Genomic DNA, 19,511 nt, shown 5'->3' with positions numbered 1-19,511 from the left:
GGCGCGTGGTACGCGCCCCGGTGCCCGAGCCTCGGCGGCTTAGCGAATTAGTGGACTCAAACGACGAATTTTAGCACGCGGGGCCGCATGCGCCTGCGTTCCGGCCGGACGGCCATTGCGCGCCGGGGCCGGGTGGGCGTGGGCGAAAGCCGCCCGTGCGCGGGCCGGCGCGGGTACAATCGGCTGCAACGTCCGCGCGCGTGCGCGCTCGAAGAAAGCCTCGATGAACCGATTTTCCAAGCGTTTCGGCCCGCTCGCCGCCTATCGCCCGCAACCCGTGTCCGAAGTGCTCGGTCGTACCGACGCATTCGCGGCGCTACGCGCCGGCGTCGAGCAGATCGCGTCGCTGCAGCGCGACCTCGGCGCGTGCCTGCCCGACTATCTGGCGAATCACGTCGAACCGGGCTTCATCAAGGATGGCACCCTGACCCTCTTTGCCGCGCACAATGCGCTGGCCGCCCGGCTGCGACAAGTCGAAGTGCGACTGCTCGGCGATCTCCAGAAGCGCGGCTGGCCCGTGACGACGCTGCGCGTGCGCGTGCGGCCGAAGGACGCGCCGGAGCCGCCGCACGTGAAGCAGGCGCGGATGACGTCGACCGGCGCCGCCGCGCTGCGCGACCTCGCCGACCACCTCGAACCGTCGCCGCTGCAGGCTGCGCTCGCACGGATGGCGGCGCGGCACGGCGCGAAACCGCGCTGACTGCCCCGGCCGCCAACGGCGGCCAGCCAACAAAAAAGCGACCCGAGGGTCGCTTTTTTATCGCTTGCGGTAACGAATGCCGGTCACGCGAAGGCCGTCTGCGCGTCGAACGCGAACCCCTTCGGCGCAGCCTGCGGATCGTCGAACGTCACGATGTCGTACGCGTCTTCGTGTGCGAGCAGCTCGCGCAGCAGCGCATTGTTCAGCCCGTGGCCCGACTTGTACGCGGTGTACGATGCCAGCAGCGGATGGCCGACCACGTAGAGGTCGCCGATCGCATCGAGCATCTTGTGCTTCACGAACTCGTCGTCGTAGCGCAGCCCGTCGTTGTTCAGGATCCGGTACTCGTCGAGCACGATCGCGTTGTCCATGCTGCCGCCGCGGGCGAGACCCAGCTCGCGCATCATTTCGACTTCATGGGCAAAACCGAACGTGCGCGCGCGCGCGATCTCGCGCACGTACGACGTATTCGCGAAATCGACCTCCAATTCCTGGCCGGTCTTGTCGACGGCCGGGTGACGGAAGTCGATCGTGAACTTCAGCTTGAAGCCGAAATACGGATCGAGACGCGCGAACTTGTCGCCATCGCGGATTTCGACCGGCTTCTTCACCTGGATGAAGCGCTTCGGCGCGTTCTGCTCTTCGATGCCGGCGGATTGAATCAGGAACACGAAGGACGCGGCGCTGCCGTCCATGATCGGGATTTCCTCGGCCGTCACGTCGACATAGAGGTTGTCGATGCCGAGGCCGGCGCACGCCGACATCAGGTGCTCGACCGTCGACACGCGCGCGCCATCCTTCTGCAGCACCGACGCGAGCCGCGTGTCGCCGATCGACATCGCGGAGGCCGGGATATCGACGGGCGTGGGCAGGTCGACGCGCGTGAACACGATACCCGTGCCCGGCGCAGCCGGACGGAGCGTCAGTTCGACCTTGCGGCCCGAGTGGAGACCGATACCCACGGTCTTCACGATGGATTTGATGGTGCGCTGCTTCAACATGGTCTTCTTCGTCTTGATTGAAGATATCAATCAGGAGTTATATTCGATAGGCGAGATTATAGCGTAATTCCCAATTCAACGCTGTTTGAAACTGCGTATCAATCTGTTTCGTCTGTTTACCCGCGCCGATACGGGACGGGCCAATGCCCGGAACGGAGGCGTTTCCGGTCATCGGCCCGTGTTACAACTGCCCTGAGGCCGGTGAGCAGCGTTGCCGGAAGGCAACGGCGCACCGCACGATCAGGACGTCAACGTCGCGAGAACACTCGCCGCATCGCTCACTTCGAACTTGCCCGGCGCCTCGACGGCCAGCGTCTTGACCACACCGCCGTCAATCACCATCGCGTAGCGCAGGGAACGAATTCCCATGCCACGCGCGGACAAATCCTGCGTCAGCCCCAGCGCATGAGTGAAAGCCGCGCTGCCGTCCGCCATCATGCGCACCTTGCCCGCGGTGTGCAGATCACGTCCCCATGCGCCCATCACGAATGCGTCGTTGACGGACACGCACCAGATCTCGTCGATCCCCGCCGCGCGCAGTTGCTCGGCGTGTTCGACGTAGCCCGGCACATGCTGCGCCGAGCAGGTCGGCGTGAACGCGCCCGGCAATCCGAAGATCACCACCCGCTTTCCCACAACCTGGTCGCGCACGCTGTAGGCGTTCGGCCCCAGCGTGCACCCTTCGCGCGCATCGTCGATGAACTCGAACAATTGCGCGTCGGGCAGCGCGTCGCCCACTTGAATCATGGCTGGTCCCTCATAGCGATACGGTTTTTCAGCGTGTCGCGGACAGCACGGCCCATCCCGCTCCGCTCACGCGAAGAGGGCACGTTTCCCGGCCCGGCGTCGCATCCGACGCGGCCTGTCGTGATCCGTGGCATCCGTCACGCCGGCGTTACCGCGGCAACTTCGCCGCGGCTTCGCCTGTGTGCGTCGTCAGTCAGCCTGCTTGCGCAGGAAAGCCGGGATGTCGTACGTGTCCACCCCCTTCTCCTGCAGCGCCTGCACGTGCGATGCCGCGGTTTCGCGCGAGTTGCGCCACACCGCCGGCGTATCGAGCGCGCCGTAGTCGGCCGTGCTGACGTGTTGCGCCGGCGCATAGCCGTGCGACACCGCGCTGACCGGCTGGTTGTCCGTACCCGTGCGCAGCAGCGTCATCGGTGCCGACTGCTGCTTCTTCGCCGCACGGCCCAGCCCCGTCGCCACGACCGTCACGCGCAGTGCATCGCCCATCGCGTCGTCGTACACCGCACCGAAGATCACCGTCGCATCTTCCGCCGCGTAGCTCTTGATCGTGTTCATCACTTCGCGCGTTTCCGACAGGCGCAGCGAACGGCTCGACGTGATGTTGACCAGCACGCCGCGCGCGCCCGACAGATCGACGCCTTCGAGCAGCGGGCTCGCCACGGCCTGTTCCGCCGCGAGGCGTGCGCGATCGACGCCGGCAACCGTCGCCGTGCCCATCATCGCCTTGCCCTGCTCGCCCATCACTGTCTTCACGTCTTCGAAGTCGACGTTCACGAGGCCGTCGACGTTGATGATTTCCGCGATACCCGCCACCGCGTTGTTCAACACGTCGTCCGCGCACTGGAAGCACTTGTCCATCTCGGCGTCATCGCCCATCACGTCGAACAGCTTGTCGTTCAGGACGACGATCAGCGAGTCGACGTGATCCTCCAGTTGCTGCGAGCCTGCTTCGGCGACGCGCATGCGCTTGCCGCCCTCGAACTCGAACGGCTTGCTGACGACACCGACCGTCAGAATGCCCATCTCCTTCGCGATCTGCGCGACCACCGGTGCCGCGCCCGTGCCCGTGCCACCACCCATGCCGGCCGTGATGAACACCATGTGCGCGCCGCGCAGTGCGTCGGCGATGCGCTCGCGCGCTTCTTCCGCTGCCGCACGACCCATTTCCGGCTTCGCACCGGCGCCCAGACCCGTGTTGCCGAGCTGGATCACCGACGATGCGCGCGAACGCGACAGCGCCTGCGCGTCCGTGTTCATCACGATGAAGTCGACGCCCTGCACGCCGCGGTTGATCATGTGCTGGACGGCATTGCCGCCAGCGCCGCCAACGCCGACCACCTTGATGATGGTGCCGTTGGTCTCGGTTTCCAGCATTTCGAATTCCATTGTTGCCTCCGTCAAGAGAATGACTGCTACTCGGCCGTTATTCGGCAGGAGATCGGGCAACCCCCTGTCGCGCGCCAGCCGCCGGCACCAGCGCGAATTTCGATTCGGTATTTCAGAAGTTGCTCAGGAACCATTCCTTCATCCGCGAGAACACCTGCCCCGCGTTGCCGGACTGCACGGCGACCTTGCGGCCGCGCATGCGCTGCGCACTGCCTTCGACGAGCAGCCCCATCGCCGTCGAGTAGCGCGGATTGCGCACGACGTCGGACAGGCCGCCTGCATATTCCGGCGCACCGATGCGCACCGGCTTCAGGAAAATGTCTTCGCCGAGCTCGACCATGCCCGGCATCATCGACGCGCCGCCGGTAATGACCACGCCGGAGCTCAGGAGTTCTTCGTAACCCGATTCGCGCACGACCTGCTGCACGAGCGAGAACAGTTCCTCGACGCGCGGCTCGATCACGGCCGCGAGCGCCTGGCGCGACAGCGTGCGCGGGCCGCGTTCGCCGAGGCCCGGCACTTCCACCATTTCGTCCGGATCGGCAAGCGCCTGCTTCGCGATCCCGTAGCCGACCTTGATGTCTTCCGCATCCGGCGTCGGCGTGCGCAGCGCCATCGCGATGTCGCTCGTGATCTGGTCGCCAGCGATCGGAATCACCGCCGTGTGGCGGATCGCGCCTTCGGCGAAGATCGCGATGTCGGTCGTGCCGCCGCCGATGTCGACCAGCACCACGCCGAGATCCTTCTCGTCTTCGGTCAGCACCGCCAGCGACGACGCGAGCGGCTGCAGGATCAGGTCGTTCACTTCCAGCCCGCAGCGGCGCACGCACTTGACGATGTTCTGCGCGGCGCTCACCGCGCCCGTCACGATGTGCACCTTCACTTCCAGCCGGATGCCGCTCATCCCGATCGGCTCGCGCACGTCTTCCTGGCCGTCGATGATGAATTCCTGCGTGAGGATGTGCAGCACCTGCTGGTCGGTCGGGATGTTGATCGCCTTCGCGGTCTCGATCACGCGCGCGACGTCCGTCTGCGTGACTTCCTTGTCCTTGATCGCGACCATCCCGCTCGAGTTGAAGCTGCGGATGTGACTGCCCGCGATCCCGGTGAACACGTTGGTGATCTTGCAGTCGGCCATCAGCTCGGCTTCCTCGAGCGCGCGCTGGATCGACTGCACGGTGGCCTCGATGTTGACCACCACACCTTTCTTCAGACCCTTCGACTCGCTCTGGCCGAGACCGATCACCTCGTAGTGACCCTCGCCCTTCAGCTCGGCGACGATGGCCACCACCTTCGACGTGCCGATGTCGAGGGAAACCAGCAGATCCTTGTAGTCTTTGCTCATAAAGTGCTCTTGCGTGTGATCTCTCGTTACTTCTTGCGCTTGTCGGTATCGGTCAGGAACCGCATGCCTGCCGCGCGAATCGCGAATCCGTTCGGATAGCGCAGGTCCGCGTACTCGATGTCGTTGCCCCAACGCTCCGTGACGGCCGGCCACGCGGCGACCAGACGCTGGCTCCGGTCATGCAGCGTGTCGCTGTTGCGTTCCTTGCCCAGCTCGACCTGCATGCCGTTCGACAGCTTCACCGTCCACGCGTACCGCGCCGACAGCGTCACTTCTTCCGGCGCCGCCTTCAGCGGCGCGAACCATTTCCCGAAGTCGCGATACCGCGTGACGACTTCCTTCGCACTGCCTTCCGGGCCGTCGAACGCCGGCAGTTCCTGCTCCAGCTCGCCCTGGTTCGCGGTGAACAGCTCGCCGTCGACGCTCACCAACTGATCGCTGCCCCAGGTCCCGAGCGGTTTGTACTCCTCGAGCGTGACAGCCAGCGCATTCGGCCACACCCGGCGCACGCTCGCGTGACGCACCCACGGCATCTGCTCGAACGCCGCGCGCGCCGTATCGAGATCGACCGTGAAGAAATTGCCCTTCAGCCGGCCGACCACGCCCGCGCGCACCGTGGGCGAATTGATGTGCTCGGTGTCGCCGTCGATCCGGATCTCCCGCAGCGCGAACGTCGGGCGCTGGATCAGCCAGTAGCAGCCGGCCGCCGCCAACACGAGCAGCAGCAGCGCGTACAGCGCGCTGGCGGCAAGGTTGAGTTGGCGAACGTTGTTCCACATACGTCGTTCCGTTCCTGCGTCAGTCGTTGAGCGTGAGCGACAGCACCTTCACGACCAGCTCCGAATAGCCGATGCCGACCGCGCGCGCGGCCTTCGGCGGCAGCGAGTGGTCGGTCATCCCGGGGGCCGTGTTCACTTCCAGGAAATACGCATTGCCGGCCGCGTCGACCATGAAATCCGCGCGCCCCCAGTCGGTGCAGCCGAGCACGTCGAACGCGCGGCGCGCGATGCGCTTCAGTTCCGCTTCCTGTTCCGCCGGCAGGCCGCACGGGATCAGGTACTGCGTATCGTCGGCGACGTACTTCGCGTGATAGTCGTAGAACTCGCCGGCCGGCACGATCTTGATCAGCGGCAGGTCGAGATCGCCGGCGATGCACGCGGTGTATTCGCCGCCGCCTTCGATGCTCTTCTCGACGATCACGATCTTGTCGTGCGTCGCGGCTTCCGACAGTGCGGCGGGCAACGCGTCGGCCGTCTTCACCTTCAACACCGCAACGCTCGAACCTTCACTCGCCGGCTTCACGAACAGCGGCAGGCCGAGCTTCGCGACGATCTCCGTCGCGCGCGCCGCGTAGTCGTCACCGCGCATCACCGTCTCGAACGGCGGTGTCGGCACGCCCGTCTGCTGCCACACGAGCTTCGTGCGGAACTTGTCGAGGCCGAGCGCCGACCCGAGTACGCCGCTGCCCGTGTAGCGGATCCCGTAGAAATCGAGCGCGCCCTGGATCTGGCCGTTCTCGCCGTAGCCGCCGTGCAGCGCGTTGAACGCGCGCACGAAGCCTTCGTCCTTCAGCGCCGACAGCGGCCGCTCGGCCGGGTCGAACGGATGCGCGTCGACGCCTGCGTCGCGCAGGCCCTGCAGCACGAGGCGGCCCGAGGTGAGCGACACCTCGCGCTCGGCGGATTCGCCGCCGAACAACACCGCCACCTTGCCGAAACGTTTCGGATCGATCCCGCTCATGTCATCCCTTCTGTTGCGTGTTCTGCACGACCTTCGCCGGCACGCCGCCGATCGAACCCGCGCCCATCGTGATCACCACGTCGCCGTTCTGCGCGACCTTCGCCAATGCGTCCGGCACGTCGTCGACCGTCGCGACGAACACCGGGTCGACCTTCCCCGCCGTGCGCAGCGCACGCGACAGCGCGTCGCCGCTGGCCGTCGGGATCGCGGCCTCGCCGGCCGCGTAGACTTCCGTCAGCACCAGCGCATCGACCGTCGACAGCACGTTGACGAAATCGTCGAAGCAGTCGCGCGTGCGCGTGTAGCGGTGCGGCTGGAACGCCAGCACGAGGCGGCGGCCCGGGAACGCGCCGCGCGCGGCCGCGATCGTCGCTGCCATCTCGACCGGGTGATGACCGTAATCGTCGATCAGCGTGTACTGGCCGCCGTCCGCGCTCGGCACGTCGCCGTAACGCTGGAAGCGCCGGCCGACGCCGTTGAATTCCGCCAGCGCCAGCTGGATCGCGTCGTCCGACACGCCGAGATCGGTCGCGATCGCGATCGCCGCGAGCGCGTTCTGCACGTTGTGCAGACCCGGCATGTTCAGCACGACCGCGAGCGGCGCACGCCCTTCGCGGATCACCGTGAAGTGCATCCGGCCGTCGCGCGCGTCGATGTCTTCCGCGCGCACCTGCGCGTCCGGCGACAGGCCGTAGCGCACGACCGGCTTCGAGATGAACGGGATGATCTGCCGCACGTTCGGATCGTCGACGCACACGACCGCGCTGCCGTAGAACGGCAGGCGCTGCGTGAATTCGATGAACGCCTGCTTCAGCCGCGCGAAATCGTGGCCGTAGGTGTCCATGTGGTCGGCATCGATGTTCGTGATGACTTCGATCACCGGATACAGGTTCAGGAACGACGCATCCGACTCGTCGGCCTCGGCGACGATGAAGTCGCCCGTGCCGAGCCGTGCGTTCGCGCCGGCGCTGATCAGCCGGCCGCCGATCACGAAGGTCGGGTCCAGCCCGCCCGCCGCGAGCACGCTCGCGACGAGGCTCGTCGTCGTGGTCTTGCCATGCGTGCCGGCGATCGCGATGCCCTGCTTCAGGCGCATCAGCTCGGCCAGCATCACCGCGCGCTGCACGATCGGCACGCCCTGGTGGCGCGCGGCCAGCACTTCCGGGTTGTCCGAGCGCACGGCCGTCGACACGACGACCGCGTTCGCGCCCTCGATGTTCGCCGCGTCGTGGCCGATCGCGACCCGCGCGCCCAGCGCCTCGAGGCGATCGGTCACCGCATTGCGCGACAGGTCGGAGCCGCTGACCTCGTAGCCGAGGTTGACGAGCACTTCGGCGATGCCGCTCATGCCCGCGCCGCCGATCCCGACGAAATGAATGTGTTTGACGATGTGTTTCATTGCAGTTGTTCCAGGTTCGCGCCGGCCGCCTTCGCGCACACGCGCGCGACTTCGTCGGTGGCCTCGGGCTTCGCGAGCGAGCGCGAACGTTCCGCCATCTCCGCGAGCGATGCACGCGACTGGCTGCGCAGCCAGTCGGCGAGCAGTTCCGCCGACAGGTCGCGTTGTTGCACCAGCACGGCCGCGCCCGCATCGGCGAGGAACGCGGCGTTGGTCGTCTGGTGATCGTCGACCGCGTACGGGAACGGCACGAACAGCGCCGCCACGCCCACCGCCGCGATCTCCGACACCGTCATCGCGCCCGACCGGCAGATCACCAGATCCGCCGCCGCATACGCGGCCGCCATGTCGTCGATGAACGGCACGAGCCGCACGTCTTCGCCGGCCGCGAAACCGGCCGCTTCGTAATTCGCCTTCAATGCTTCGATGTGCTTCACGCCCGCCTGGTGCACGACGCGCGGGCGCTCGCCCGGCGCCAGCAGCGCCAGCGCGCGCGGCACGACTTCGTTCAGCGCGGCGGCCCCAAGGCTGCCGCCGACGACCAGCACGTTCAACGGGCCGCTGCGCGACGCATAGCGTGCTTGGGGCGGTTCCGTGTGCGCAAGTTCCGCGCGAATCGGGTTACCCGTCCATTCCGCGTGCGGCAGCGCGCCGGGGAACGCGACGAGCACGCGCTTCGCGAGTTTCGCGAGCACCTTGTTCGTCAGGCCGGCGATCGAGTTCTGTTCGTGCAGCACGAGCGGACGCCCCGACAGCGCGGTCATCACGCCCGCCGGGAACGTGATGTAGCCGCCCATCCCGAGCACGACGTCCGGCCGCACGCGGCGCAGCGCGCCGAGGCTCTGCCAGCATGCGCGCAGCAGGTTGACCGGCAGCGTCAGCTTGGTCTTCAGGCCCTTGCCGCGCAGCCCGCCGAACCGCACGTACTCCATCGGAATGCCGTGCTTCGGCACGAGCGTCGCTTCCATCCCGGCCGGATTGCCGAGCCATACGACGCGCCAGCCCGCCGCCTCCATCCGGTGCGCGACCGCGAGCCCCGGGAACACGTGGCCCCCGGTGCCGCCTGCCATCACCATCAGCGTGCGTTGCGACGCGGTCATACCTTCCCTCCGCGCATCAGCACCCGGTTCTCGTAATCCACGCGCAGCAGCACCGCGAGCGCGACGCAGTTCAGCAAAATGCCCGAACCGCCGTAGCTCACGAGCGGCAGCGTCAGCCCCTTGGTCGGCAGCAGCCCGAGGTTCACGCCCATGTTGATGAACGTCTGCGCGCCGAACCAGATGCCGATGCCCTTCGCCATCAGGCCCGCGAACGTGCGATCGAGCGCGAGCGCCTGGCGGCCGATTTCGAACGCACGGCGCACGATCCAGTAGAACAGCAGGATCACGACCAGCACGCCGACGAAGCCGAGTTCCTCGCCGATCACCGCGAGGATGAAGTCGGTATGCGCTTCCGGCAGGTAATTCAGCTTCTCGACGCTGCCGCCGAGGCCGACGCCGAACCACTCGCCGCGGCCGAACGCGATCAGCGAGTGCGTGAGCTGATAGGCCTTGCCTTGCGCGTAGCGCTCGTCCCACGGATCGAGATACGCGAAGATCCGCTCGCGACGCCACGGCGACAGCCACACAAGCATCGTGAACGTGCCGACCGCCGTCGCGACGAGGCCGCCGAACAGCTTGCCGTTCACGCCGCCGAGAAACAGCACGCCCATCGCGATCGCGGCGACCACCATGAACGCGCCCATGTCCGGCTCGAGCAGCAGCAGCGCGCCGACGAGGCCGACCGCGAACGCCATCGGCAGGAAGCCCTTCGCGAAGCTCTGCATGTATTCCTGCTTGCGCACCGTGTAGTTCGCCGCGTAGATCGTCACCGCGAGCTTCATGATTTCCGACGGCTGCATGTTCGTGATGCCGAGCGGAATCCAGCGGCGCGCACCGTTCACGCCCTTGCCGACGTGCGGGATCAGCACGATCACGAGGCCGACCAGCGCGATCAGGAACAGATGCGGCGCGTATTTATCCCAGGTCGACACCGGCACGCGGAACGCAACCACCGCCGCGATGAACGCGACGGTAAGCGACACGCAGTGGCGCATCAGGAACGCGTAATCGTGATACGACGCGTATTTCGGCGAATCGGGCATCGCGATCGACGCCGAATACACCATCACGACGCCGAGCCCGAGCAGCGCGATCGCGACCCACAGCAGCGAATAGTCGAAATCGAGCATCCGCGAACGGCTCGGACGCACGCCGTTGACGACGCTCGCGAGGCCGCCCGTCGCGGCGCGCGTGGCCGATGCGACGCGGCCGCCCGCGGCATTGCCGCCGGTGTCGCGCCGGTCGTTGAAACGGGAGACGAGGCGATCGGACCAGCTCATGACGTCGCTCCTTTGTCGATGGCGACTTCATCCACCGCCGCGCGGAACACTTCCGCGCGATGGGCGTAGTTCCTGAACATGTCGAGGCTCGCGCACGCGGGCGACAGCAGCACCGCATCGCCCGGCTCGGCCAGCTCGGCCGCCGCGTGCACCGCGCCTTCGAGCGTCGCGTGGTCGGAAAGCGGCACGCCCGTTTCGGCGAGCGTGTCGCGGATCGCCGGCGCGTCGCGGCCGATCAGCATCACCGCGCGACACCAGCGCGCGACCGGCGCGACCAGCGGCGCGAAATCCTGCCCCTTGCCGTCGCCGCCCGCGATCAGCACGATCTTCTGCGCGAGTCCGTCGAGCGCGGCCACCGTCGCGCCGACGTTCGTGCCCTTGCTGTCGTCGACGTAGTCGACGTCGTCGATCGTCGCGATCACCTCGACGCGATGCGCTTCGCCGCGGTATTCGCGCAGTGCGTGCAGCAGCGGCGCGGCGGGCAGGTCGATCGCCCGCGCGAGCGCGAACGCGGCCAGCGCGTTCGCCGCGTTGTGCAGCCCGCGGATGCGCAGCGCGTCGGCCGGCATCAGGCGCTTCTGCGCGATGTCGGGCGTATGCGCGTCGCGCTTGCGCCGGCGGGTCGTCGTCGCTTCATCCGGCGCGTCGCGATCGACGGCTTCCACGAGCCACGCGATGCCTTTGTCGCGCGACAGCCCGTAGTCGCCGTCCTGCGTCGGTTCGTTCAGGCCGAACGTGACCGTGCGCGGTGCGTCGGCCGCGCCGGCTGCCGGCGCGAACTTCATCACGGCCGCGTCGTCGCGGTTCAGTACGCGCGTCGTCGTCGCGCCGAAGATCCGGCCCTTTGCCTGCGCGTACGCGTCGAAGCTGCCGTGCCAGTCGAGGTGGTCCTGCGTGATGTTGAGGATCGCGGCCGCATCGGGCGCGAACGTGCGCGCGGTCTCGAGCTGGAAGCTCGACAGTTCGAGTACCCAGACGTCGGGCAGCGCGGTTTCGTCGATCGCGCTCGCGAGCCGATCGAGCATCGCCGGGCTGATGTTGCCCGCGACCGCGACCTGCTTGCCCGAGCGGTGGCACAGCAAGCCCGTGAGGCTCGTGGTCGTGGTCTTGCCGTTGGTGCCGGTGATCGCGAGCACCTTCGGCTGGTAGCCGCTCGTGCCGAGCGCGCGCAGCGCCTGCGCGAAGAATTCCAGCTCGCCCCAGACCGCGACACCGCGCTCGTTCGCGGCCGCGACCAGCGCCGCGAGTGCGGGTTCGAGCGGCGACAGCCCGGGGCTCAGCCCGACGATCTCGACGCCGCCGTCGAGCAGCGCGGGCGTGAACGCCCCGCCAACGAACTCCGCATCGATGCCTTCGGCCTGCAGCGCGGCAAGGTTCGGCGGCGCCTCGCGGGTATCGGCAATGCGCAGCCGGCACCCGTGCCTCGCGCACCATCGCGCGATCGCGAGACCCGATTCCCCGAGCCCCAGTACGAGCACCATCGGCCGTTGCCGATCTCCAAACATCTCGCCAGACATCCTTGTTACCTTTCCTTTACCGCAGCTTGAGGGTGGTCAGACCGAACAGGCACAACATCAGGGTGATGATCCAGAAACGCACGACCACCTGCGTTTCCTTCCAGCCGGACAATTCGAAATGGTGATGCAGCGGCGCCATCTTCAGCAGGCGCCGCCCTTCGCCGTAACGCTTCTTCGTGTACTTGAACCACGACACCTGCAGCATCACCGACAGCGTTTCCGCGACGAAGATGCCGCCCATGATGAACAGCACGATTTCCTGGCGCACGATCACCGCGACCGTGCCGAGCGCGCCGCCCAGCGCCAGCGCGCCGACGTCGCCCATGAACACCTGCGCGGGGTGCGTGTTGTACCAGAGGAACGCGAGCCCGGCCCCGCCCATCGCGGAACAGAAGATCAGCAGTTCGCCCGCGCCCGGGATGTGCGGGAACAGCAAATATTTTGAATAGACCGCGCTACCCATCACGTACGCGAACACGCCGAGCGACGCGCCGACCAGCACGACCGGCATGATCACGAGGCCGTCGAGGCCGTCGGTCAGGTTCACCGCGTTGCTCGCGCCGACGATCACGAAGTAGGTCAGCACGATGAAGCCCCATACGCCGAGCGGGTAGCTGATCGACTTCAGGAACGGCAGCATCAGGTCGGCACGCGCCGGCAGCCCCATCGACAGGCCGCTCCTCACCCATGCCATGAACAGGTCGAACACGCGTACGTTGTTCGCCTCGGACACGCTGAACGCGAGATAGACGGCCGCGAACAGCCCGATCACCGACTGCCAGAAATACTTCTCGCGCGACGACATCCCGCGCGGATCCTTGTGGACGACCTTGCGGTAATCGTCGACCCAGCCAATTACGCCGAAGCCGAACGTGACGAGCATCACGATCCAGATGAACCGGTTCGTCAGGTCACCCCACAGCAGCGTCGCGACCGCGATGCCGATCAGGATCAGCACGCCGCCCATCGTCGGCGTGCCGGACTTGACGAGGTGGGTCTGCGGGCCGTCCTTGCGCACGGCCTGCCCGACCTTCATTTGCGTCAGCTTGCGAATCACCCACGGTCCGCACACGAGCCCGATCCCCAGCGCGGTGATGGTGGCCATCACCGCCCGGAACGTGAGGTACGTGAACAAGCGCAAAAAGCTTGCGTCTCCTTGCAGCCATTGCGCCAGCGCCAGCAGCATGCTTCCTTCCTTCTACTCAGTGTGCGGCGGGCACGGTGCCCGTCGCGGGTTGGTTCGTCAGCGCGTCGACCACGCGCTCCATCTTCATGTACCGCGAGCCCTTCACGAGCACCGTCGCCTGCGCGCCGTAACCGGCCGCGAGCAGCGCCGACACGAGCGCGTCGACGTCGCCGAAATGGCGTGCCGTGTCGCCGTAGGCGGTGCACGCGTCGCGCGATGCGTCGCCGAGCGCGAACAGCGCGTCGATCCCGCGTTCGCGCGCGTACGCGCCGACCTCGCGGTGGAATGCCGGCCCTTCGTCGCCGACTTCGCCCATGTCGCCGATCACCAGCACGCGCGGCGCCGGATGCGCGGCGAGTACGTCGATCGCGGCACGCATCGAATCGGGGTTCGCGTTGTACGTATCGTCGACGACCGTCGCGCCCGCGAGGCTGCCGACGCTCGCCTGCTTCACCTGCAGCCGGCCCTTGACCGGTTCGAACGCTTCGAGCCCCTGCCGGATCGCCGACAGCGCGACGCCGGCGCCGAGCGCCGCGGCCGTCGCTGCCAGCGCGTTGCGCGCGTTGTGCTCGCCAAGCGCACGCAGCCGGACCGTGACGGCGCCCGCCGGCGTGTCGATCGCGAGCTCGCCGCCGTGCACGCGGCCGACCACCTGCGCGTCGTTCTGCCGTTCGACGTCGTGCAGCGCGAAATCGAGGATCCGGTTGCCGGTCGCCGCAACGCGCCAGATGCCCGCGTACGCGTCGTCGGCGGGGAACACCGCGACGCCGTCCGGCGGCAGCGCGTGGATCACGGCCGCGTGTTCGAGCGCGACGGCTTCGACCGTCGCCATGAATTCCTGGTGCTCGCGCTGCGCGTTGTTGACGAGCGCGACCGTCGGCGCGGTCAGACGCGCGAGGACGTCGGTTTCGCCCGGGTGGTTCATGCCGATCTCGATCACCGCGAGACGATGCACGGCCGACAAGCGCAGCAGCGTCAGCGGCAGGCCGACGTCGTTGTTCAGGTTGCCGGCCGTCGCGAGCCGCGCGTCGGCGCCGACCGCCGCCGCGAAGATCGACGCGATCATTTCCTTGACGGTCGTCTTGCCGTTGCTGCCCGTCACCGCGACCAGCGGCAGCGGGAATCGCATCCGCCAGCCGTGCGCGAGCGCACCGAGCGCGGCACGCGTTTCGCCGCCTTCGATCATCGGCATCGCGACGCCTGCGGGCGCGTGCGCGACGAGCGCGGCGGTCGCCCCGCGCGCGGCGACGTCGCCGAGGAAATCGTGCGCGTCGAAGCGCTCGCCTTTCAGCGCGACGAACAGGTCGCCCGGGCCGACCGTACGGCTATCGGTCGACACGCGGTCGAACGTGACGCCCGCGTCGCCGTGGACGGTGGCGCCGGGAATCAGGCGGCCGGCTTCGCCGAGACTGAGCATCGTCATTCGGCGCCTCCCTTGCCGTGCGTCGCGCGCGCGGCGAGCGCGAGCCTTGCATGATCCTGATCGGAGAACGTGCGCTTCTTGCCCATGATTTCCTGCGTGGCCTCGTGGCCCTTGCCGGCCAGCACGACGACGTCCTCGCGAGCGGCGCCGCGCACGGCCTGCAGGATCGCGCTCGCGCGATCCTCGATCCGGCGTGCGCGATCGGGCGCGGTCATGCCCGCGACGACCTGGTCGATGATGCGCTGCGGATCCTCGCTGCGCGGGTTGTCGCTCGTGACGACGGTTTCATCGGCGAGCCGCTCCGCGATCGCGCCCATCAGCGGACGCTTCGTCGCATCGCGATCGCCGCCGCAGCCGAACATGCAGACGAGCCGGCCGCCGCGCGCCGCGGCGATCGGGCGCAGCGCGTCGAGCGTCTTTTCGAGCGCGTCCGGCGTATGCGCGTAGTCGATCACGACGAGCGGCTCGTCGTTCTGCAGCCGGCCGCCGAGCCGCTGCATCCGGCCGTTGACCGACTCGAGCCGCTCGATTTCGCCGAGGGCCGCGTCGAACGGCACGTCGGCCGCGAGCAGCGAGCCGAGTACCGCGAGCAGGTTGCTGACGTTGAACGTGCCGAGCGTGCCGACCTCGACGTCCGCGTCGCCCCACGACGAACGCAAGCGGAAAGCGGTGCCGGTCGCGGTCGCGCGCACGTCGAGCGCGATCAGCTCGCGATCGGCGTCGGGCGCCGGCACGTCGCCGATCCCATACGCGATCGTGCGCACACGGCCGGCCAGCTTCTCGAGCAGGCGACGGCCCGCTGCGTCGTCGCGGTTGATCACCGCCGCGCGCAAACCGCGCCACGCGAACAGCTTCGCCTTCGCCGCCTCGTACGCATCCAACGTGCCGTGATAGTCGAGGTGATCCTGCGTGAGGTTCGTCAACACCGCGATGTCGAACGCCGTCCCGTTCACGCGCCCCTGGTGCAGCGCGTGCGACGACACCTCCATCGCGACGGCCTGCGCGCCCGCGCCGCGCAACTGCGCAAGGCTGCGCTGAAGTTGCGGCGCGTCGGGCGTCGTGAAGCCGGTCGGCACGAGCTGGCCGGGCATCCCGCTGCCGAGGGTGCCGATCACCGCGCACGGCTGGTGCAACGCCGTCAGCGCGGTGGCGATCCATTGCGTGCACGACGTCTTGCCGTTCGTGCCGGTGACGCCGATCGCGAACAGGCTGTCGCTCGGATCGCCGTACCAGCCGCTGGCGATCTCGCCGGCGAGCTGGTCGAGCGCCGGCACCGCGAGCGCGACGGGTACGGCCGGCGCGGCCGGTGCCGCGCTCAGCCCTTCCGGCTGATACAGCACGGCGGCCGCACCGCGTGCGACGGCGTCGGCCATGAACGCGCGGTTATCTGCCCCGTCGACCGCATACGCGACGAACACGTCGCCAGCCTTCAGGCTGCGCGTGTCCGCATGCAGTTGCGCCGCGGGGGTCACATGCTGACGCAACCACGCGAGCGCGGCTGCGATCTGCTGATGCGCCGGATGGGAACTGCGGGCGGCGCTCATCGAACCACTCCTGGTGAATTACGTGTCGTGCTGGATACGATCATATGCTTCGCACCGCTGCCCGCGGCCAGCTTTTGCGGGCCCTTTGCGGTAGCAGATTCCGGCGAATCGTCGGACACGACGAGCTGCTTGATCGGCATGTTCGGCGGGACGTTCAGCGCACGCATCGTGTCGCCGGCGATCGCCGAGAATACGGGGCCCGACACCTGGCCGCCGAAGTGGCTGCCGGCAGTCGGCTCGTCGACCGACACCGCGATCACGACGCGCGGATTCGGCATCGGCGCCATCCCGACGAACGACGCGCGGTATTTGCGCGTGTAGCCGTGACCTTCATGTTTGTATGCGGTACCGCTCTTGCCGCCGACGCGGTAGCCCGGCACGGCCGCATCCGGCGACGTGCCGCCCGGCGCGACCACCGTCTCGAGCATCGCGCGCACTTCGCGCGCGGTGGTCGGATTGAACACCTGCGTGCCCGCGATCGGCTGATTGGGGTCGGTCTTGAAAATGGTCACGGGCATCAGCTCGCCGTCGTGCGCGATCGCCGTGTACGCGCGGGCGAGCTGGAACAGCGACACCGACAGGCCATAGCCGTACGACATCGTCGCCTGCTCGATGCGGCGCCAGCTCTTCCACGGACGCAGTCGGCCGGCCACCGCGCCCGGGAACCCGACCTTCGGCGCCTGGCCGAGGCCGATGCTCGTATACATATTCCACATTTCCTCGGGCCGCATCGTCATCGCGATCTTCGTCGCGCCGATGTTGCTCGACTTCTGGATCACGCCGCCGACCGTCAGCGTGCCGAAACCCGCGTCGTCGGTGATCGGCGCGCCGTCGAGCACGAAGTGCCCGTTGCCCGTCTCGACGAGCGTGTTCGGCGTCACGCGATGCAGATCGAGCGCGAGCGACACGGTGAACGGCTTCATGATCGAGCCCGGCTCGAACACGTCGGTCATGATCCGGTTGCGCAACTGCTCGCCCGTCATGCGCGAACGGTCGTTCGGGTTGTACGTCGGGTAGTTGACGAGCGCGAGCACTTCGCCGGTCCGCACGTCGACGACCATCGCCGCGCCGGCCTTCGCCTTGAACTTCTCGACGGCGGCCTTCAGGTTCGCGTACGCGATGTACTGGATCTTGCTGTCGATCGACAGGTCGACGTCGGTGCCGTTGTGCGGCGGGATCTGCTCGGCGACATCCTCGATGATGTGCCCCATCCGGTCCTTGATCACGCGACGCATGCCGGACGTGCCGGACAACATCTTCTGGTCGCCCAGTTCGACGCCTTCCTGCCCTTCGTCCTCGACGTTCGTGAAACCGATCAGGTGAGCGGTGATCTCGCCTTCCGGATAGAAGCGCTTGTATTCGTTGCGCTGATAGATGCCGGGAATGTCGAGCGCGGCGACCTTGTCCGCGACGTCGATCGGCACCTGGCGCTTCACGTAGACGAAACCCTTGTCTTGCGACAGCTTCACGCGCAGTTCCTTCGGCGTCATGCCGAGGAGCTTGCCGAGCTGGTTGACCTTGTCGGTATCGAGATCGTCTGGCACCGCGTCCGGAATCGCCCAGATCGCGCGCACCGGCAAGCTCGTCGCGAGCACGAGCCCGTTACGGTCGAGAATCTTGCCGCGCGTGGCCGGCAGCTCGAGCGTGCGCTGGTAGCGGCTTTCGCCCTGCTTCTGATAGAACGCGTTGCCGGGCCCCTGGATCCAGAACGCCCGGGCGGTCAGCGCGACGAACGCCATGAACAGCAGGAACACGACGAGCTTCGAGCGCCACATCGGCAAATGCACGCCCAGCACGGGGCTCGACGAGAACTTCACGTTCTGGCGCTTCGGGGACGGCTTCATCGCGCGCCCCCGTTGCCCTTGCCGGCCGTGTCGGCCGATGCCGCCATCGGCGCGTCGATCGCCTTCGCCGCACCCGCCGGCAGCGTCAGGTATTGCGTGCGACCGGTCGAAATCGGCTGCATTTTCAGCGAATCGTTCGCGAGCTGCTCGATGCGCGACGTCTTCGACAGCGCGCTCTGCTGATATTGAAGCTGCGCGTAGTCCTGCTGGAGCTGACGCTCCTGCGACTGCGCGCGCTGCAGCTGGATGAAGATCTGGCGTTGCTGGTTCGTCGAGTTGACGACCGACAGCGCGCAACCCATCACGATGATCAGCAGGAAGATATTGAGACGGCTCATGGCGTGACGCGCTCCGCAATGCGCATCACGGCCGAGCGGGCGCGCGGATTCGCGGCGACTTCCGCTTCGCTCGGGAACTGGCGGCTGATGATCTTGAGCGGCGGGCTCGGCAGGTCGACGGCGCGGATCGGCAGGCGACGATCGACCGCAGGCGCACTCGCGTGCGCCTGCATGAATCGCTTGACGATCCGGTCCTCGAGTGAATGAAAGCTGATGACCACCAGCCGCCCCCCTTGCTCCAGCAACGACAGTGCCGCGTCTAGTACGACTTGCAGGTCCGCAAGCTCTTGATTGACGTGAATCCGTATAGCCTGAAAGGTGCGGGTTGCCGGATCCTTGCCCTTCTCACGGGTTTTGACGACGTGACCCACGATTTGGGCAAGCTCGCCCGTGGTGTCGAGAGGCCCAAGACGGTCGGACTCTGCCCGGCGAGCAACAAGCGCCTTTGCAATCTGAAAAGCAAACCGTTCTTCCCCATAATCCCGTATCACCTCCGTCAATTCCTGCACCGATGCCCGCGCGAGCCATTCGGCCGCCGACTCGCCGCGCGTCGGATCCATTCGCATGTCCAGCGGACCATCCGCGCGGAAACTGAAGCCGCGCGCCGGATCGTCCACCTGCGGCGAGGACACGCCCAGGTCCAGCAACACCCCCGACACCTTCTCGACGCCGCGCGCCGCAAGCGCGTCGCGCATCGATGCAAAGCTGTCATGCACGATCGAGAAGCGCGCATCCTCGATGCCCTGTGCCGTCTCGATCGCCCTCGGATCCTTGTCGAACGCGATCAGCCGCCCGCCCGACGCCAGCCGCGCGAGCACCGCGCGGCTATGGCCGCCGCGCCCGAACGTGCCGTCGACATACACGCCGTCCGGCCGCGTCACGAGCGACTCGACCGCCTCATCCAACAGCACCGTCCGATGCCGCAATTCATTTCCCATCGCGGGCGTCTCCGTCACCGCAA

Annotated in this window: 17 protein-coding genes; 1 reads left to right on the top strand and 16 read right to left on the bottom strand. The window is 67.4% G+C overall.

Features of this window, described 5'->3' with window-relative positions:
- Positions 1-223: 223 nt before the first annotated feature.
- Positions 224-700 carry a DUF721 domain-containing protein gene (locus GJG85_RS02880; RefSeq protein ID WP_050013898.1) on the top strand — a complete coding sequence of 159 codons (477 nt, stop codon included), beginning with the start codon at positions 224-226 and terminating at the stop codon, positions 698-700.
- 83 nt (positions 701-783) lie between these two features.
- Here the strand turns inward: GJG85_RS02880 and lpxC are convergent, their stop codons facing one another.
- The 16 genes from lpxC to rsmH all read right to left on the bottom strand — a co-directional run bounded on the left by lpxC (position 784) and on the right by rsmH (position 19,488).
- Positions 784-1,701, bottom strand: coding sequence for a UDP-3-O-acyl-N-acetylglucosamine deacetylase (gene lpxC, locus GJG85_RS02875; protein ID WP_089488148.1), 918 nt, complete (start codon positions 1,699-1,701; stop codon positions 784-786).
- 240 nt (positions 1,702-1,941) lie between these two features.
- Positions 1,942-2,448 carry a peroxiredoxin gene (locus GJG85_RS02870; protein WP_050013900.1) on the bottom strand — a complete coding sequence of 169 codons (507 nt, stop codon included), beginning with the start codon at positions 2,446-2,448 and terminating at the stop codon, positions 1,942-1,944.
- Between the two features lie 189 nt (positions 2,449-2,637).
- Entirely contained in the window at positions 2,638-3,834 is a 1,197-nt protein-coding gene (gene ftsZ / locus GJG85_RS02865) for a cell division protein FtsZ (RefSeq protein ID WP_006487140.1), read from the bottom strand.
- A gap of 112 nt (positions 3,835-3,946) precedes the next feature.
- Positions 3,947-5,179 (bottom strand): cell division protein FtsA, encoded by a 1,233-nt coding sequence (gene ftsA, locus GJG85_RS02860; protein ID WP_006487138.1) that lies wholly within the window; start codon positions 5,177-5,179, stop codon positions 3,947-3,949.
- Between the two features lie 26 nt (positions 5,180-5,205).
- Positions 5,206-5,958, bottom strand: coding sequence for a cell division protein FtsQ/DivIB (locus GJG85_RS02855; RefSeq protein WP_006477014.1), 753 nt, complete (start codon positions 5,956-5,958; stop codon positions 5,206-5,208).
- 19 nt (positions 5,959-5,977) lie between these two features.
- On the bottom strand, positions 5,978-6,919 hold the full coding sequence (locus GJG85_RS02850) for a D-alanine--D-alanine ligase (RefSeq protein WP_050013901.1): 942 nt from the start codon (positions 6,917-6,919) through the stop codon (positions 5,978-5,980).
- Between the two features lies 1 nt (position 6,920).
- Positions 6,921-8,318 carry a UDP-N-acetylmuramate--L-alanine ligase gene (gene murC, locus GJG85_RS02845; protein WP_050013902.1) on the bottom strand — a complete coding sequence of 466 codons (1,398 nt, stop codon included), beginning with the start codon at positions 8,316-8,318 and terminating at the stop codon, positions 6,921-6,923.
- On the bottom strand, positions 8,315-9,418 hold the full coding sequence (gene murG / locus GJG85_RS02840; protein WP_050013903.1) for an undecaprenyldiphospho-muramoylpentapeptide beta-N-acetylglucosaminyltransferase: 1,104 nt from the start codon (positions 9,416-9,418) through the stop codon (positions 8,315-8,317). Before murG ends, murC begins: the two co-directional genes overlap by 4 nt.
- Positions 9,415-10,698: a putative lipid II flippase FtsW gene (ftsW, locus tag GJG85_RS02835; protein ID WP_050013904.1), complete on the bottom strand. Its 1,284-nt coding sequence runs from the start codon at positions 10,696-10,698 to the stop codon at positions 9,415-9,417. Before ftsW ends, murG begins: the two co-directional genes overlap by 4 nt.
- Positions 10,695-12,203 (bottom strand): UDP-N-acetylmuramoyl-L-alanine--D-glutamate ligase, encoded by a 1,509-nt coding sequence (gene murD / locus GJG85_RS02830; RefSeq protein WP_089488146.1) that lies wholly within the window; start codon positions 12,201-12,203, stop codon positions 10,695-10,697. The genes ftsW and murD overlap by 4 nt, the downstream gene beginning before the upstream one ends.
- Positions 12,204-12,231: 28 nt before the next feature.
- On the bottom strand, positions 12,232-13,401 hold the full coding sequence (gene mraY, locus GJG85_RS02825) for a phospho-N-acetylmuramoyl-pentapeptide-transferase (protein ID WP_006477019.1): 1,170 nt from the start codon (positions 13,399-13,401) through the stop codon (positions 12,232-12,234).
- A gap of 16 nt (positions 13,402-13,417) precedes the next feature.
- Positions 13,418-14,824, bottom strand: a complete 1,407-nt coding sequence (murF, locus tag GJG85_RS02820; protein WP_050013906.1) for a UDP-N-acetylmuramoyl-tripeptide--D-alanyl-D-alanine ligase — start codon at positions 14,822-14,824, stop codon at positions 13,418-13,420.
- Complete coding sequence (locus tag GJG85_RS02815) at positions 14,821-16,368, bottom strand: UDP-N-acetylmuramoyl-L-alanyl-D-glutamate--2,6-diaminopimelate ligase (protein ID WP_050013907.1); 1,548 nt, start codon at positions 16,366-16,368, stop codon at positions 14,821-14,823. The genes murF and GJG85_RS02815 overlap by 4 nt, the downstream gene beginning before the upstream one ends.
- Positions 16,365-18,212 (bottom strand): penicillin-binding protein 2, encoded by a 1,848-nt coding sequence (locus tag GJG85_RS02810; protein WP_050013908.1) that lies wholly within the window; start codon positions 18,210-18,212, stop codon positions 16,365-16,367. The genes GJG85_RS02815 and GJG85_RS02810 overlap by 4 nt, the downstream gene beginning before the upstream one ends.
- Positions 18,209-18,550 (bottom strand): cell division protein FtsL, encoded by a 342-nt coding sequence (gene ftsL, locus GJG85_RS02805; protein ID WP_089488145.1) that lies wholly within the window; start codon positions 18,548-18,550, stop codon positions 18,209-18,211. The genes GJG85_RS02810 and ftsL overlap by 4 nt, the downstream gene beginning before the upstream one ends.
- Entirely contained in the window at positions 18,547-19,488 is a 942-nt protein-coding gene (gene rsmH, locus GJG85_RS02800; protein ID WP_050013910.1) for a 16S rRNA (cytosine(1402)-N(4))-methyltransferase RsmH, read from the bottom strand. The genes ftsL and rsmH overlap by 4 nt, the downstream gene beginning before the upstream one ends.
- Positions 19,489-19,511: the final 23 nt, after the last annotated feature.

Origin of the sequence: Burkholderia sp. MS389, assembly GCF_016899425.1 — a bacterium.
GTDB lineage: Bacteria > Pseudomonadota > Gammaproteobacteria > Burkholderiales > Burkholderiaceae > Burkholderia > Burkholderia sola.
The sequence above is the reverse complement of the archived record's forward strand: the minus strand, read 5'-3'. Positions and strand labels throughout refer to the sequence as shown.

Excerpts from the sequence above, each read along its gene's own strand:
- ftsL (WP_089488145.1), bottom strand. The coding sequence starts at position 18,550 with ATGAGCCGTCTCAATATCTTCCTGCTGATCATCGTGATGGGTTGCGCG.
- mraY (WP_006477019.1), bottom strand. The coding sequence starts at position 13,401 with ATGCTGCTGGCGCTGGCGCAATGGCTGCAAGGAGACGCAAGCTTTTTG.
- GJG85_RS02810 (WP_050013908.1), bottom strand. The coding sequence starts at position 18,212 with ATGAAGCCGTCCCCGAAGCGCCAGAACGTGAAGTTCTCGTCGAGCCCC.
- GJG85_RS02855 (WP_006477014.1), bottom strand. The coding sequence starts at position 5,958 with ATGTGGAACAACGTTCGCCAACTCAACCTTGCCGCCAGCGCGCTGTAC.
- GJG85_RS02870 (WP_050013900.1), bottom strand. The coding sequence starts at position 2,448 with ATGATTCAAGTGGGCGACGCGCTGCCCGACGCGCAATTGTTCGAGTTC.
- GJG85_RS02880 (WP_050013898.1), top strand. The coding sequence starts at position 224 with ATGAACCGATTTTCCAAGCGTTTCGGCCCGCTCGCCGCCTATCGCCCG.
- rsmH (WP_050013910.1), bottom strand. The coding sequence starts at position 19,488 with ATGGGAAATGAATTGCGGCATCGGACGGTGCTGTTGGATGAGGCGGTC.
- ftsA (WP_006487138.1), bottom strand. The coding sequence starts at position 5,179 with ATGAGCAAAGACTACAAGGATCTGCTGGTTTCCCTCGACATCGGCACG.
- murG (WP_050013903.1), bottom strand. The coding sequence starts at position 9,418 with ATGACCGCGTCGCAACGCACGCTGATGGTGATGGCAGGCGGCACCGGG.
- ftsZ (WP_006487140.1), bottom strand. The coding sequence starts at position 3,834 with ATGGAATTCGAAATGCTGGAAACCGAGACCAACGGCACCATCATCAAG.
- lpxC (WP_089488148.1), bottom strand. The coding sequence starts at position 1,701 with ATGTTGAAGCAGCGCACCATCAAATCCATCGTGAAGACCGTGGGTATC.
- GJG85_RS02815 (WP_050013907.1), bottom strand. The coding sequence starts at position 16,368 with ATGAGCGCCGCCCGCAGTTCCCATCCGGCGCATCAGCAGATCGCAGCC.
- murC (WP_050013902.1), bottom strand. The coding sequence starts at position 8,318 with ATGAAACACATCGTCAAACACATTCATTTCGTCGGGATCGGCGGCGCG.
- murF (WP_050013906.1), bottom strand. The coding sequence starts at position 14,824 with ATGACGATGCTCAGTCTCGGCGAAGCCGGCCGCCTGATTCCCGGCGCC.
- murD (WP_089488146.1), bottom strand. The coding sequence starts at position 12,203 with ATGTTTGGAGATCGGCAACGGCCGATGGTGCTCGTACTGGGGCTCGGG.
- GJG85_RS02850 (WP_050013901.1), bottom strand. The coding sequence starts at position 6,919 with ATGAGCGGGATCGATCCGAAACGTTTCGGCAAGGTGGCGGTGTTGTTC.
- ftsW (WP_050013904.1), bottom strand. The coding sequence starts at position 10,698 with ATGAGCTGGTCCGATCGCCTCGTCTCCCGTTTCAACGACCGGCGCGAC.